Raw genomic sequence first — 14,800 nt, 5'->3', positions numbered from 1 at the left:
CAGTAGAAGCCTTGAAACTTGCGTGATTTGAGAGGGAGAGGTGCCATGGCGGGCCATTCAAAATGGGCGAATATCCAGCACCGCAAAGGTCGTCAGGATAAATTGCGGTCCAAGCTTTTTTCCAAGCTGGCCAAGGAGATCACGGTTGCCGCCAAGATGGGCGACCCCGACCCCGACAACAACCCGCGCCTGCGCATGGTGATCAAGGAAGCGAAATCGCAATCGCTGCCGAAAGATGTGATCGACCGCGCGATCAGGAAATCCCAGGCCGGTGAGGGCGATGATTACGAGGAGATTCGCTATGAGGGCTATGGCCCCGGCGGCGTGGCCGTGATTGTCGAGGCGATGACCGACAACCGCAACCGAACCGCGTCAACCGTGCGCTCGACCTTCGCAAAACATGGCGGAAATCTGGGCGAGACCGGATCGGTTTCCTTCATGTTCGAGCGCAAGGGCGAGATCGTTTACAGCGCCGATGCGGGCGATGAGGACACGGTGATGGAGGCCGCGATCGAGGCCGGGGCAGAGAATGTCGAATCGAGCCCGGACGGGCATGTCATCACCTGCGCCGATACCGATCTGAACGAGGTGTCCACCGCGCTTGAGGCGGCTCTGGGCGAGTCGGAGACTGCGAAACTGATCTGGGCCCCCTCGACCACGACCGAACTTGATCTGGAGGGCGCGCAGAAGCTGATGAAGCTGATCGACACGTTGGAAGATGATGACGACGTTCAGCGCGTCACGGCCAATTTCGAGATCTCGGACGAGGTGATGGCGCAGTTGGGCGAGACCTGAAACCGGCGGTCACAGGCCGTGCGCAAGCTGTGCACATCGCGTGCATAGCGGATATGCCCCCGCAGCCGACCCGGCCTGCGGGGCATTTTTCAGATCGGGCCCTGGACGCAGCATTTTGTTCGGTCTGTCGGGCGCGGGCCGGGCGTGGCGCGCGCGGGCCGGTCGACCTGACCCTCCGGGCAGGGTAAGGCCAGGGCGGAGCAGGCAGGGGGCAGATCATGGTGCAGGCGGCAATGGCCGGGTTTTATCTCGGGCTCAGTCTGATCCTGGCCATTGGGGCGCAGAACGCCTTTGTCCTGCGTCAGGGGCTGCGGCGGGCGCATGTGGCCCCGGTGGTGCTGACCTGCGCGATATCGGATGCGGTGCTGATTGCGCTTGGCGTCAGCAGCTTTGCGGTGATTGCCGATTTGATGCCCTGGGTGGTGCCGGTATTTCGCTATGGCGGGGCGGTGTTCCTGATCTTTTATGGCGGGCGCGCCTTTGGTGCGGCCTGGCGGGGCACCGTCGCGCTGATGGCGGCAGGGACCGGGGCCGGGTCGCTTCGGTCTGCGGTTCTGACAAGCCTGGCGCTGACCTGGCTCAACCCGCATGTCTATCTCGATACGGTCATTCTGATCGGCACCATCGCGACCCAATACGAAGACAACCGGCTGTGGTTCGGGGCCGGGGCCGTCACCGCCAGTTTCGTGTTCTTTTTCGCGCTTGGCTATGGCGCGCGGGCATTGGCACCGGTTTTCGCGCGCCCCCGCGCCTGGCAGATGCTCGACATCGTGATCGGGCTGATCATGTGGGCGATTGCGGCCAAGCTGATATTTGCATTCTGACCCGATAACCCGCTTGCCGCCGCCCGTGCTTTGCGGTCTCTTGCGCGCCATGTCTGACACCGCCCGTTCAACCCCTGTCGCGCGCCCCGGTTGGGGCGTGTTCTGGATGCTGGTGACCGGGGCCTGTTTCGTCGGGGTGACGGCGATTGTGAAACTGGTGGGCAATGACATTCCGCCGGCGCAATCGGCCTTCATGCGCTATGCGCTTGGTCTGGTTCTGATCATTCCGATGATCCGGCCGATGCTGCGGGCGGGCCTGAGCCGCCGGGCCTATATGCTGTTTGGTCTGCGCGGGCTGGTTCATACCGGCGGCGTGATCTTGTGGTTCTATGCCATGACCCAGATCACCATCGCCGAGGTGACGGCGATGAACTATGTCACGCCGGTTTATGTCACCGTTCTGGCGGCGCTCTTTCTGGGTGAAAGGCTGGCCTTTCGGCGCATTGCGGCGATTGGCGTGGCAATGATCGGTGCGCTGGTGATCCTGCGCCCGGGTATTCGCGAAATCGGCCCCGGCCATATTGCCATGCTCTTTACCGCGGCCGCATTCAGTGTCGGCTATCTGGTGGCCAAGATCATGGCCGATGAAACCTCGCCCTCGGTCGTGGTCGGCATGTTGTCGATCACCGTGACGCTTGGCCTGGCCCCGTTTGCCTGGGCCGTCTGGGTGCCGCCAAGCTGGGAACAGGTGGGCTGGATGTTTCTGGTCGCGGTCTTTGCCACGGCGGGGCATTTCGCCATGACCCTGGCCTTCAAGGCGGCCCCGCTGGCGGTGACGCAGCCGGTCACCTTCATCCAACTGGTCTGGGCGGCGCTATTGGGGGCGTTGTTCTTTGACGAGCCGACCGATGGTTTTGTGATGCTCGGCGGCGGGATAATCATTGCCGCGATCAGCTATATCTCGCTGCGTGAGGCGTTTTTGCGCCGCCGCGCGGTCACGCCCGCCGTTGCCCAGACAAAGCTGTAAACGGCCCCGCCAGAAAACCGATAATCACGCGCGAAACTTGATGGGGATCAAGGTATTGATCCGGTGACGGGGCTATGATCGGGCGATATCCGAAACACGAGGAGGACCGCAACCGATGTCGCATACCCCGCATGAGCTGGCCGATGATTTTCCAGATCAGATTGACCGTATCCACAGGCTGAAAGCCGAGAATAGGCATTTTGCCAAGCTGGTCGACGATTATCACGAGGTAAACCGCGCCGTGCATCGCGCCGAAACCGGGGTTGAGCCATGCGAGGATCTGGCCGAGATCGCCATGCGCAAGACCCGGATGCGGCTGAAAGACCAGATCGCGGCAATGCTGGCCGCCGCCTGAGGCTGTATCGGGGCAGGGTGCGGTGACGAGCGGCGGTGTTGGCCGATGGGTCAGGTGGTTTCCGCGCCCTCGCTTTCGACCGCTTCCTGAAACCGGTCAAAGAACTGACCGGCCATCTTGCGGGCAAAGCCGTCGATCAGGCGCGAGCCGAGCTGCGCGATCTTGCCGCCCACCTTGGCGTCGACCTCATAGGTCAGCTCGGTGCCGCCTTCGGCATCGGCCAGTGTCACCCGCGCCGAGCCCTTGGCAAAACCGGCCACGCCGCCCTTGCCCTCGCCGGCAATCGTATAGCTCTGGCCGGGCACCACATCGGACAGGGTGACCACGCCCTTGAAGGTTGCGCGCACCGGGCCGATCTTTTGCTTGACGGTTGCGGCAAAGCCGTCTTCGGGCGATCCGGTCAGTTCCTCGCAACCGGGGATGCAGGCGCGCAGCATATCGGCTGAATTCAGCGCCGCCCAGACGGTGGCGCGATCCGCGGCAATCAGCCGGGTTCCCTGCATTTCCATGATGGCTCTCCGTCAATTTCATTGCTTCGAAAATGGGCCAAGGCGCGCGGCCGGTCAACGCCCGATCTCGTAGGGCAGGGTGCCGCGATAGTCGGGGTCGATGCGCAATTGGCGTTCCAGCGGCGGCACGGATCGTTGGTGGCAATCGGTGCGCTCGCAGATGCGGCAGGAAATGCCGATCGGCTGATAGGCCTCGGCGGTGCCGATATCGAGCCCATCGGCATAGACCATCGCCTCGGCATGGCGCACTTCGCAGCCCAGACCGATCGCGTAGCGGCGTACCGGCGCATGAAACGAGCCGCCGGATTTGGAGACATCGCGCGCCAGGCACAGATAGCGCACGCCATCGGGTGTTTCGGCCAATTGGCGCAGAAAGCGGCCCGGTGTCTCAAAGGCCTGATGCACGTTCCACAAGGGGCAGGCCCCGCCGAAGCGGGCGAATTGCAGCCGGGTGGCGGAATGGCGTTTGGTGATGGTTCCGGCCTGATCGACCCGCACGAAGAAAAACGGAATGCCCTTGGCCCCGCGCCGTTGCAGGGTCGACAGGCGATGCGCCACCTGTTCGATCGAGGCTCCGAACTGATTGGCAAGCTGTTCCAGATCGTGGCGCGTCTCGGCGGCGGCCTCGGCGAAGCGGGCATAGGGCATCTGCACCGCGCCGGCGAAGTAATTGGCCATGCCGATCTTGGCGATGGCGCGCGCGGTGTCGGTCTGGAACCGGGCCAGATCGAGCGTCGCCTCCAGCAGCCGGTCCTGATCAATCAGCGCATATTGATGCAGCAGTTGAAAGCGCTGCGTTTCGGGGGTGCTTTGCGGCGATAGCGTCAGTTCCTTGCGGATCGGGTCATAATGGCGGATGCCTTCGCCGCTGGCATAGCGGATGGTCAGGCCGCGCGTTTCCAGCGTGCGGCGGATATGGGCATCGAGCGGGCCATCGGCCTGCGCCGCGAAATACTCGGCGGCGCGATCGACGGCATCAATGTAATTGTCGCAATAATGGAAGAAATCGCGCACTTCCTCCCATGGCGATGCGGCGATGCGCCCGCCATCGCGCCCCAGGGCCTCATCGAGCGAGGCCAGCCGTTCATGGGTCTGGCGATAGGCTGCGTGCAGATCCAGAAAGGCGCGCGCCAGTGCCGGCGCATTTGACGCGGTCAGGCGCAGATCGGGCAAGGGCGGCGCGGCATCGGTGAAAACCGGATCGGCCAGCGCCTCGCGCATATCCGAGACCAGCCGCTCGGTATCGCCCGAAGACAGCTCGGTGACGTCAAAGCCGAACTCCTGGGCCAGCCCCAGCATCACGCCCGAGGATACGGGGCGATTATTGTTCTCCATCTGGTTCAGATAGGGCAGCGACACGCCCAGCTTGGCGGCGAAATCCTTTTGCGTCAGGCCAAGCCGGCCGCGCAATTCGCGCAGTTTTGCGCCGGCATAGAGTTTCTGGATGGCCATCGGTTTGCTCCCTTTGCAGGAAACATTATGGGCTTTGCAAACTCGTGCGGCAAGGCGTTAGAGGCCGCTAAGCTGACGTTCGCGCATCATGGTATAGGTGATTGCCACCAGCGCCATCGCCGAGGAAACCAGCATGATCACCACCAGCGGCAAGGCGCTGGATTCGGGCCCCAGGACCCAGCCCGCAAAGGCCGACAGGATCGCACCGCCAAAGATCGTGATCGCGCCGCCGATACCGCTGGCCGAGCCCGCCAGATGCGGCCGCACCGACAGCATCCCGGAGGTGGCATTGGGCATCACCATGCCATTGCCCAGCCCCATCAGCGTGACCGAACCGAAAAAGATGAACGCAGAATGAAACCCCGCCAGGATCAGCAAGAAAGGGATGGCCATGCCGAGGGTCGAGACAATGGCCCCGGCGGTGATCATCCAGTTCACGCCCATGCGGATCGAATAGCGGCCCGAGATGAAATTGCCGGTGAAATAGCCCAGCGCCGGGGCCCCGACGCTGAAACCGACCTGCATGGAATTGAGGCCATAGACATTGGTCCCGACAAAGGGCGCGCCGCCGAGGAAGGCAAAAAAGGCCCCGGCGGCGAATGTGGCCGACAGGCAATAGCCCCAGAACCGGCGCGAGGAGAATAGTTCAGGATATTGGCGGACCTGTTCGCGGAAACTGGCCGAGGTGTTTTTGGCGGTTTCGCCCAGATCGGACCAGGTCAGCCACAGGACCGCCAGCCCCGCGACCAGCAGCAGCACGAAGTTTGACTGCCAGCCGAAGGCCTGGTCGAGCACACCGCCAAAGACCGGGCCGATCATCGGCACCACCGCCATGCCCATGGTGACATAGCCGATCATCGAGGCGGCTTCCTCCTGCGGCACCATATCGCGCACCACGGCGCGGCCCAGAACCAGCCCCGCCACGATCACCGCCTGCGCCATTCGGAAGATCAGGAATATCGTGGCCGTCGGGGCCAGGATGCAGCCAAGCGTGGCAATCGAGAACAGGATGAGACTTCCCAGCAACACCGGGCGGCGCCCGAACCGGTCCGATATCGGCCCGATGAAAAGCTGCAACACCGCATTCACCGCCAGATAGGCCGAAACAGAAAGCTGCATCACCCGGTAATCGGTGTCGAAATACGCCGCCATTTCGGGCAGCGAGGGCAGGAATATGTTCATCGACAGCGCGCCGAGGCCGGTCAGCACGATCAGGGTCGAAATATGCGGTGGCGACGTCCGGTCCAGATACTGGCCACGGGGCAAAGAAGACATTCTTCCTGAGTAGCTTGGCAGATGCCAGAATGTCCATGTGCACCCCTGCACAATCGGTCCGGTCGGCCTCCACGAAACTTTGCAGATTTGCAAATGCAAATTCAGCAAATGGAATGTATTTGCAAATATTCGGAAATCCGCTGGGATAATTCACCCCGCGGCGTTAGGTTCCGGCGAGTTTGGCATATGCGCCCAAGGGGAAGGGGACGATATGAAAGATATTCTGCACGCGTTGGAGCAGCGCCGCGAAGAGGCCCGCCAAGGCGGCGGCGCAAAGCGGATCGCCAGCCAGCACGCCAAAGGCAAGCTGACGGCGCGCGAACGGATCGACCTGCTGCTGGATGAGGGCTCGTTTGAAGAGTTCGACATGTTCAAGACCCATCGCTGCACCGATTTCGGCATGGAAAGACTGAAACCCCGCGGCGATGGTGTGGTGACTGGCTGGGGCACGGTGAACGGGCGCATGGTCTATGTCTTTTCGCAGGATTTCACCGTTTTTGGCGGGTCGCTGTCGGAAACCAATGCCGAGAAGATCTGCAAGATCATGGATATGGCAATGCAGAACGGCGCGCCGGTGATTGGCATCAACGATTCCGGTGGTGCGCGGATTCAGGAAGGCGTGGCCAGCCTGGCGGGCTATGCCGAAGTGTTCCAGCGCAATATCATGGCAAGCGGCGTGGTGCCGCAGATCAGCGTCATCATGGGGCCCTGCGCCGGTGGCGCGGTCTATTCCCCTGCGATGACCGATTTCATCTTCATGGTCAAAGACAGCTCCTACATGTTCGTCACCGGCCCGGAAGTGGTCAAAACCGTAACCAATGAACATGTGACGGCCGAGGAACTGGGCGGGGCCTTGACCCATACCCGCAAATCCTCGGTCGCCGATGGCGCGTTCGAGGATGATGTGGAGGCGATGTCGGAGGTGCGCCGCCTGATCGATTTCCTGCCGCTCAACAACCGAGAAAAGCCGCCGGTGCGGCCGTTTTTCGATGATCCGGCCCGGGTCGAGGACAGTCTGGACACGTTGATCCCCGATCATGCCAACGCGCCCTATGACATGAAGGAGCTGATCCACAAACTGGCCGATGAGGGCGATTTTTACGAGATTCAGGAGGAATTCGCCAAGAATATCATCACCGGCTTCATCCGCCTGGAAGGGTCGAGCGTGGGCGTGGTGGCAAATCAGCCGATGGTTCTGGCGGGGTGTCTGGATATTGACAGCAGCCGCAAGGCGGCGCGGTTCGTGCGCTTTTGCGATGCCTTTGAGATTCCGATCCTGACCCTGGTCGATGTGCCGGGGTTTCTGCCCGGGACCGCCCAGGAATATGGCGGCGTGATCAAGCATGGGGCCAAGTTGCTTTTCGCCTATGGCGAGGCGACGGTGCCCAAGGTGACGGTGATCACCCGCAAGGCCTATGGCGGGGCCTATGACGTGATGGCGTCGAAACATCTGCGCGGCGATTTCAACTATGCCTGGCCCACGGCGGAAATTGCAGTGATGGGGGCCAGAGGCGCCACCGAGATCATCCACCGCGCCGATCTGGGCGATGCCGACAAGATTGCCGCCCATGCCGCCGATTACGAGGAGCGGTTTGCCAACCCGTTCGTGGCCGCCGAACGCGGTTTCATTGATGAGGTGATCCAGCCGCGCAGCACCCGGCGCCGGATCTGCCGCGCCTTTGCGTCCTTGCGGGGCAAACAATTGCAGAATCCGTGGAAAAAGCACGATAACATTCCCCTTTGAGCTTTTTCCATGGGCAAACCCCGCCTGCGCTGCAAGATCGGCGTGGGCGGGGATACCCGAACCCTGATGAGGACAATGAATGCGTGAACGACCGGGCAGCGACATGGGATATGCAGGGCGCGGGGCCCCTGAGCCATTGGCGTGCGGCAGGCGAAAACCGCTGCCGGCGGTTGCGGGTATTGGCGCGCTCGCATTATTGGCCGGCTGTCGCGATGAGGGTTTTGCACTGCCATCGGGGCCGGAGGTCGAACTGGTCGAGATACTGACCGAGGCGCAGCCTTTTTCGCAGGAGGTCTGGCTGATCGTGCGGGTGTTGGCCCCGGGGATTGCCGAACAGGATATCAGCGTCGAGGCGCGCGCCGCTGATACTGATGCGCTTTGTGCCCAATGGGGGGTGCCTGCGGCCACAGATGCCGCGCAACCACCCGATCAGATCGTGGTCCAAATGATGAGTGAAACAGTGGAACGCGGCCGTGCGGCCCCCGGCGTGACCCAGGTTTTCGCCGGGTATCGGTTCGAAAACGGCATCTGTATATGGGAGGATTTCTGATGCACACACAATATGTTGCGAGGCGACGTTGCTGTGGATATCTTTCTGATGCAGCCAAGGCACAGAACATCGGCCCGCCATATTCGGGCTGCCCTGACGCCGCCGTTCCCGGTATCATTGCAGGTGGCCATATCTTTGTGGCCACACCCGGGACTCTGTCCGGCCTTCGGGCTGGCCAGAGCCGAAAAAACAGGAGAGCAGGATGTCATATCGCATCAAAGCGCTTCTGGCTTTGGGGCTTTTCGTCGGCGTTTCCGCCTGCGCATCGGTGCCGGAACCAGAAGAGATCATCATCATCGAGCCCGCGCCCATCATGGCCGAGCCGGAGTATAACAAATACTCCTGATGACGGGTTTGCCGGACGGGTCGCAAGGCCCGTCCGGGTTTCCGGGGTCCAGCCCCTGCCGGGGGCGGGCGCATGATCAAGCATCGCGGTTTTCCTTCGCGCCTGCCCGGCACCGATTTCCAGTTCACCATCCGACGTGACAACAAACAGGGGGCCACGCCGCTGGTTGCGCGCGAACGCTATGGCGACCGGCGCCCGGCCGACAGGCGCGCCGATGCGGGTTTTGTCGAGGCGCTGTGGCTGAATTTCGGCGATCAGCCTTTCATCCGCGGCAATCTCGATGCCGGGCGGCTGAGCTGGCTTTTGGGGCGCGAAGTGATCGCGCTGGGCGATCCCTTTGACCCGGAGGATTACGAGGCCCTGCTGCAGCTTGATGTGGCGCGCGCGCGGGCCTCGTTTCCCGATGCATTCAGCGGCAAGGGCATCTGGGGGGGCTCGGCGTGAACCTGCCTATGATCTTTGTAATTGCGCAGAAACGCGCCCAAAAATCGCGCGCCGGCGTTTGCGTCTTCTGTGCGTCATCGGCGCGTGCCAACGTCCCTGTGCCGACCCATGTCCCCAGCTTCAAACGGGTCGGTGGTAATGTGACGTGTTACCCTTCCCCTTCAAAACGGCCCGTCGGCAATGACGGCGGGCCGTCTTTTTTCGGTCCGGGTGCAGGTTGCCAAGAAAATGAACGGGAAGAGGCAGTATTATCATGTATAGAAACAAAACATTGGCGGTCAGCGTTCTGGCCCTGGCGCTGCTTTCGGGTTGCCTGGGAAACTCTGATCTGGACCGCGCCGCAATCGGTGCCGGCGTGGGCGCGGTGGGCGCGGCGGTTGTCGGCGGCAATGTGGCCGTTGGCGTCGGTATCGGAGCCCTTGCGGGCGCGGTATGCGACGATGTCGGGATCTGCAACTGATACCCGGAACAGATCTCGCCTGACCGGGCGAATTCACACTGCTTATGAAGGATCATTCCGGCGGATGCCGGGGTGGTCCTTTTTCGTTTCCGCCTAGCGCGTGTCAGCGCAAGGCCAGGTAAAGAAGGACGGGGGACCGATGTTCAAGAAACTGCTGATCGCCAATCGGGGCGAAATTGCCTGCCGCGTGATCAAGACCGCCCGCAGGATGGGCATTGCGACGGTGGCGATTCATTCCGATGCCGACCGCAACGCTTTGCATGTGAAAATGGCCGATGAGGCGGTGCGCATCGGCCCGGCCCCGGCCAACCAATCCTATATCGTGATCGACAAGGTGATGCAGGCGGTGCGCGCCACCGGTGCGCAGGCCGTGCATCCCGGATATGGGTTTTTGTCCGAGAACGCCAAATTCGCCGAGGCGTTGAGGGCCGAGGGCGTGGCTTTTGTCGGCCCGCCGGTGGGTGCCATTGAGGCGATGGGCGACAAGATCACCTCGAAAAAGATCGCGCAGGAAGCGGGGGTTTCGACCGTGCCCGGCTATATGGGGCTGATCGAGGATGCCGAGGATGCGGTGAAGATCTCGAACCAGGTTGGCTATCCGGTGATGATCAAGGCCAGCGCGGGCGGCGGCGGCAAGGGGATGCGGATCGCCTGGAATGACGAGGAGGCGCGCGAGGGGTTTCAATCGTCGAAAAACGAGGCCGCGAGCAGTTTTGGCGATGATCGCATTTTCATCGAGAAATTCATCACCCAGCCGCGCCATATCGAGATTCAGGTGCTGTGCGATACCCATGGCAACGGCATTTATCTGGGCGAGCGCGAATGCTCGATCCAGCGGCGCAATCAGAAAGTGGTGGAGGAGGCCCCTTCACCCTTCCTCGACGCCGCCACCCGCAAGGCAATGGGTGAACAGGCGGTGGCGCTGGCGCAGGCGGTCGATTACGCCAGCGCCGGCACCGTGGAATTCATCGTCGATGGCGCGCGCAATTTCTACTTTCTGGAAATGAACACCCGGCTTCAGGTCGAACATCCCGTGACCGAGCTGATCACCGGCATTGATCTGGTCGAACAGATGATCCGGGTGGCCAATGGCGCGCCGCTCTCGATCACGCAGGATGATGTGAAACTGACCGGATGGGCGATTGAAAACCGGCTTTACGCCGAAGACCCCTATCGCGGGTTTCTGCCCTCGATCGGGCGTCTGACCCGCTATCGCCCGCCCGCCGAACAGGCTGCGGGCCCGTTGCTGGAAAATGGCAAATGGCAGGGTGATGCGGGTGCGGGGCCGGTGGCGATCCGCAATGATACCGGCGTCTATGAGGGCGGCGAGATCTCGATGTATTACGACCCGATGATTGCCAAGCTCTGCACCTGGGCCCCGACCAGGGGCGAGGCGATCGAGGCGATGCGCAACGCGCTGGATGCGTTCGAGGTTGAGGGCATCGGCCACAACCTGCCCTTTCTGGCGGCTGTCATGGATCACCCGGTTTTCATTGCGGGCGAAATGACCACCGCCTTTATCGAGGAACAATATCCCGACGGGTTCGACGGCGTGATGCCGGATCAGGCGGTGGCGCAGAAACTGGCCGCGGTGGCGGCGCATATGAAGATGCTGAAGGAGGTGCGGGCGGCGTCGATTTCGGGCGCGATGGCCAATCATCGTCGCCGCGTGGAACCCGATTGGGTGGCCTTTATCGGGCGCGAGGCGATTCCGGTTCATATCGAACATGTCGATGGCGGCACCGATGTGCGGATGCTGGACGGCACTCATTTCAAGGTGGTGTCCGACTGGACGCTCGGCGACACGGTGTTTCGTGGCACTGTCGGCGGCGCGCCGATGATCGTGAAGACCGAGTTCATCCGCGGCGGGGCAAGGCTGCGCTATCGCGGCACCGATGTGAAGGTCGGCGTGCGGACCCCGCGCCAGGCCGAGCTGATGGCATTGATGCCGGAAAAGCTGCCGCCCGATACGTCGAAATTGCTGCTATGCCCGATGCCGGGGCTGATCGTGAAGGTCAATGTCGAGGTCGGCCAGGAGGTGCAGGACGGTCAGGCGCTGTGTTCCATCGAGGCAATGAAGATGGAGAACATCCTGCGGGCCGAGAAAAAGGGCGTGATCGCCAGGATCAACGCCGGGGCCGGCGATAGCCTGGCGGTTGATGATGTGATCATGGAGTTCGAGTAGGCAATGGCGGGCGCGCCCCGGAGGGGGTTCACAGTGCCGGACCGGCGCGTCGGCCGCGACCCCGGCCTTTGCGCAAGGCGAGGGCGGGCAGGCGCGCGTTACTGGGTCAGGCCCAATTCCTCCAGCCTGAGCGGCAGGTTGTCGATGGCGCGGGTGATCTCGCGCACGTCCCATGCTGTCGGTTTTCTGAGCGCGACATTGCCGTCGCGTTGCAGGATCACCATGGAAAAGCCGCGCGGGCGCAGCGCCAGCCGGACGCTGGAACGGGCATCGGGATCGGCGTCCAGAATGACGATGACATCGCGTTCGATCAGCGGCTCGGGACGGGCCAGCAGCATGTCAAGCTGGTCCTGGAACCTTGGATCGCGCGGCGTATCAGCAAAGATGACGATCGGGCGTGACACCCAGAGATGGTCCTCCAGCGTGGTCTCGCTGGCGTCCAGCACGACAAGCGCCGGGGCCTCGGGTTCAGGCTCGGGCACAGGCCCGGGCTCGGGGGGGGTGGGCTCAATCATGGGCTCAATCGTGGTCTCCTGCGCGATGGCAGGTGTTCCAAGGCCAAGGGCCAGGATCAGGGTCAGGGTCAGGGCGCGGCGCATATGTCCTCCAATTCAGGAAGATATAGGCGCACCAGACGGAATTGCGAAGAGGTTTGCGGGGTTTATCGCATTTAGCGCCCCCCGTGCGCGGGATATGGAACAGACCCAAACCGGCCTGCAAGGGCCGAGGGCAGAGCGAAGACGCAAGAGGATAGGATGATGAGCGACAAGATCGACGCATGGGCCGCAATGGCCAAAAAGGAATTGCGGGGCCGCCCGCTGGACGATCTGACATGGGCGACGCTGGAGGATATAGCCGTCAAGCCGCTCTATACCGAGGCCGATACCGCCGATCTTGCCCATATGGGCACGATGCCGGGGGCCGAGCCGTTCACCCGCGGCGTCAAGGCCACGATGTATGCCGGGCGGCCCTGGACGATCCGGCAATATGCCGGGTTTTCGACCGCCGAGCAAAGCAATGCGTTTTATCGCAAGAACCTGGCCGCCGGGCAGCAGGGCGTTTCCGTTGCCTTCGATCTGGCCACCCATCGCGGCTATGACAGCGACCATCCGCGCGTTGAGGGCGATGTCGGCAAGGCCGGTGTCGCCATCGATTCCGTCGAGGATATGAAGATCCTGTTCGACGGTATCCCGCTGGACAGGGTTTCGGTGTCGATGACGATGAATGGCGCGGTGATTCCGATCCTGGCCAGCTTTATCGTGGCCGGTGAGGAACAGGGCCATGACAAGGCGCTGCTGGCGGGCACCATTCAGAATGACATTCTGAAGGAATTCATGGTCCGAAACACCTATATCTACCCGCCGGAACCCTCAATGCGGATCATCTCGGACATCATCCAATACACCTCGGCGGAGATGCCGAAATTCAACTCGATCAGCATTTCGGGCTATCACATGCAGGAGGCCGGCGCGAACCTGGTGCAGGAGCTGGCCTATACGCTGGCGGATGGGCGCGAATATGTGCGCGCGGCGATCACTGCGGGCATGGATGTGGATGCGTTTGCCGGGCGGCTCAGCTTCTTTTTCGCCACGGGGATGAATTTCTTCATGGAGGCGGCCAAATTGCGGGCCGCGCGGCTGTTGTGGCACCGGATCATGGAGGAGTTTGGCGCGCAGGATCCGCGCTCCAAGATGATGCGGACGCATTGCCAGACCTCGGGCGTGTCACTGCAGGAACAAGACCCCTATAACAACGTGATCCGCACCGCCTATGAGGCGATGAGCGCGGTTCTGGGCGGCACCCAATCGCTGCACACCAATGCGCTGGACGAGGCCATTGCCCTGCCGACCGAATTTTCCGCCCGCATCGCGCGCAACACGCAGCTGATCTTGCAGGAGGAAACCGGCATCACCAAGGTGGTCGATCCGCTGGCGGGGTCTTACTATGTCGAAAGCCTGACGGCGGAACTGGCCGACAAGGCCTGGGCGCTGATCGAAGAGGTCGAGGCGATGGGCGGCATGACCAAGGCGGTGGCCAGCGGCATGCCCAAGCTGCGCATCGAGGAATCGGCGGCCCGGCGGCAAGCCATGATCGACCGCGGCCAGGAAGTCGTGGTCGGGGTCAATAAATACCGGCTGGATCATCAGGACCCGATCGACATTCTGGATGTCGACAACATGGCCGTGCGCGCGGCGCAGGTCGCCCGTCTGGCGATGATCCGCGACAGCCGCGACGCGGTGGCCTGTGACGGTGCCCTCGCAAATCTGGAAGCCACCGCCAGGACAGGAACCGGAAACCTGTTGGCGGTGGCCATTGAGGCCGCGCGCGCGCGCGCAACAGTCGGAGAAATCAGCATGGCGATGGAAAAGGTATTCGGACGGCACCGGGCCGAGGTCAAGACGCTGGCGGGCGTCTATGGCGCGGCCTATGAGGGCGATGCGGGCTTTGCCGCCATTCAGGCCGATGTCGAGAAATTCGCCGAGGAAGAAGGCCGCCGCCCGCGCATGCTGGTCGTCAAGATGGGGCAGGACGGGCATGACCGGGGGGCCAAGGTGATTGCCACGGCATTTGCCGATATCGGCTTTGATGTCGATGTCGGGCCGCTGTTTCAAACGCCTGAGGAGGCGGCGCAGGATGCCATCGACAATGACGTCCATATCGTCGGCATCTCAAGCCAGGCGGCGGGGCACAAGACGCTGGCCCCCAAGCTGATCGCGGCGCTGCGGGCCGAAGGTGCCGGTGATATCATCGTGATTTGCGGCGGGGTCATTCCGCAGCAGGATTACGCATTCCTGAAAGAGGCGGGCGTCAAGGCGATCTTTGGGCCGGGCACCAATATTCCCGATGCGGCCAGGGATATCCTGGCATTGGTGCGCCAGGTTCGGGCCGAATGA

The 14,800-nt window shown here is 62.4% G+C and carries 15 protein-coding genes; 11 read left to right on the top strand and 4 right to left on the bottom strand.

Annotation, left to right across the window (positions count from 1 at the left end; genetic code table 11):
* The first annotated feature begins 45 nt into the window (after positions 1-45).
* From ACW8PS_RS01640 to ACW8PS_RS01625, 4 genes are all read left to right on the top strand, one after another.
* On the top strand, positions 46-795 hold the full coding sequence (locus ACW8PS_RS01640; RefSeq protein ID WP_491525510.1) for a YebC/PmpR family DNA-binding transcriptional regulator: 750 nt from the start codon (positions 46-48) through the stop codon (positions 793-795).
* Between the two features lie 221 nt (positions 796-1,016).
* On the top strand, positions 1,017-1,619 hold the full coding sequence (locus ACW8PS_RS01635; protein WP_491525546.1) for a LysE/ArgO family amino acid transporter: 603 nt from the start codon (positions 1,017-1,019) through the stop codon (positions 1,617-1,619).
* Positions 1,620-1,668: 49 nt separating this feature from the next.
* A complete protein-coding gene (locus ACW8PS_RS01630) occupies positions 1,669-2,586 on the top strand; it encodes a DMT family transporter (protein ID WP_491525509.1) in 918 nt (305 codons plus the stop codon).
* Positions 2,587-2,701: 115 nt separating this feature from the next.
* On the top strand, positions 2,702-2,941 hold the full coding sequence (locus tag ACW8PS_RS01625) for an HP1242/YdcH family protein (RefSeq protein ID WP_491525507.1): 240 nt from the start codon (positions 2,702-2,704) through the stop codon (positions 2,939-2,941).
* Positions 2,942-2,991: 50 nt separating this feature from the next.
* Here the strand turns inward: ACW8PS_RS01625 and ACW8PS_RS01620 are convergent, their stop codons facing one another.
* The 3 genes from ACW8PS_RS01620 to ACW8PS_RS01610 are packed head-to-tail and all read right to left on the bottom strand — an operon-like array spanning position 2,992 to position 6,177.
* Entirely contained in the window at positions 2,992-3,450 is a 459-nt protein-coding gene (locus ACW8PS_RS01620) for an SRPBCC family protein (protein WP_491525506.1), read from the bottom strand.
* Between the two features lie 54 nt (positions 3,451-3,504).
* Positions 3,505-4,902, bottom strand: coding sequence for a helix-turn-helix domain-containing protein (locus ACW8PS_RS01615; protein ID WP_491525505.1), 1,398 nt, complete (start codon positions 4,900-4,902; stop codon positions 3,505-3,507).
* A gap of 57 nt (positions 4,903-4,959) precedes the next feature.
* Positions 4,960-6,177: a multidrug effflux MFS transporter gene (locus ACW8PS_RS01610; protein ID WP_491525504.1), complete on the bottom strand. Its 1,218-nt coding sequence runs from the start codon at positions 6,175-6,177 to the stop codon at positions 4,960-4,962.
* A gap of 211 nt (positions 6,178-6,388) precedes the next feature.
* Between ACW8PS_RS01610 and ACW8PS_RS01605 the strand changes: the two genes are divergently transcribed.
* The 6 genes from ACW8PS_RS01605 (at position 6,389) to ACW8PS_RS01580 (ending at position 11,906) form a co-directional block, all read left to right on the top strand.
* Positions 6,389-7,921, top strand: coding sequence for an acyl-CoA carboxylase subunit beta (locus ACW8PS_RS01605; RefSeq protein ID WP_491525502.1), 1,533 nt, complete (start codon positions 6,389-6,391; stop codon positions 7,919-7,921).
* A 79-nt stretch (positions 7,922-8,000) separates the two neighbouring features.
* Positions 8,001-8,471, top strand: coding sequence for a DUF6497 family protein (locus ACW8PS_RS01600; protein WP_491525501.1), 471 nt, complete (start codon positions 8,001-8,003; stop codon positions 8,469-8,471).
* Between the two features lie 202 nt (positions 8,472-8,673).
* On the top strand, positions 8,674-8,817 hold the full coding sequence (locus tag ACW8PS_RS01595) for a hypothetical protein (RefSeq protein ID WP_491525500.1): 144 nt from the start codon (positions 8,674-8,676) through the stop codon (positions 8,815-8,817).
* A gap of 72 nt (positions 8,818-8,889) precedes the next feature.
* Complete coding sequence (locus ACW8PS_RS01590) at positions 8,890-9,261, top strand: hypothetical protein (protein ID WP_491525499.1); 372 nt, start codon at positions 8,890-8,892, stop codon at positions 9,259-9,261.
* Positions 9,262-9,514: 253 nt separating this feature from the next.
* Positions 9,515-9,721 (top strand): YMGG-like glycine zipper-containing protein, encoded by a 207-nt coding sequence (locus ACW8PS_RS01585; protein ID WP_491525498.1) that lies wholly within the window; start codon positions 9,515-9,517, stop codon positions 9,719-9,721.
* 139 nt (positions 9,722-9,860) lie between these two features.
* Complete coding sequence (locus ACW8PS_RS01580) at positions 9,861-11,906, top strand: acetyl-CoA carboxylase biotin carboxylase subunit (RefSeq protein ID WP_491525496.1); 2,046 nt, start codon at positions 9,861-9,863, stop codon at positions 11,904-11,906.
* A 98-nt stretch (positions 11,907-12,004) separates the two neighbouring features.
* On the opposite strand, the gene ACW8PS_RS01575 is transcribed toward ACW8PS_RS01580, so the two are convergent.
* Complete coding sequence (locus tag ACW8PS_RS01575; RefSeq protein WP_491525495.1) at positions 12,005-12,505, bottom strand: DUF4174 domain-containing protein; 501 nt, start codon at positions 12,503-12,505, stop codon at positions 12,005-12,007.
* A gap of 159 nt (positions 12,506-12,664) precedes the next feature.
* Between ACW8PS_RS01575 and scpA the strand changes: the two genes are divergently transcribed.
* Positions 12,665-14,800 carry a methylmalonyl-CoA mutase gene (scpA, locus tag ACW8PS_RS01570; protein WP_491525494.1) on the top strand — a complete coding sequence of 712 codons (2,136 nt, stop codon included), beginning with the start codon at positions 12,665-12,667 and terminating at the stop codon, positions 14,798-14,800.

It is taken from the genome of Alterinioella sp., from assembly GCF_058343375.1.
Note: the sequence above shows the minus strand (reverse complement) of the source record. Positions and strands in the feature narration are given on the sequence as shown.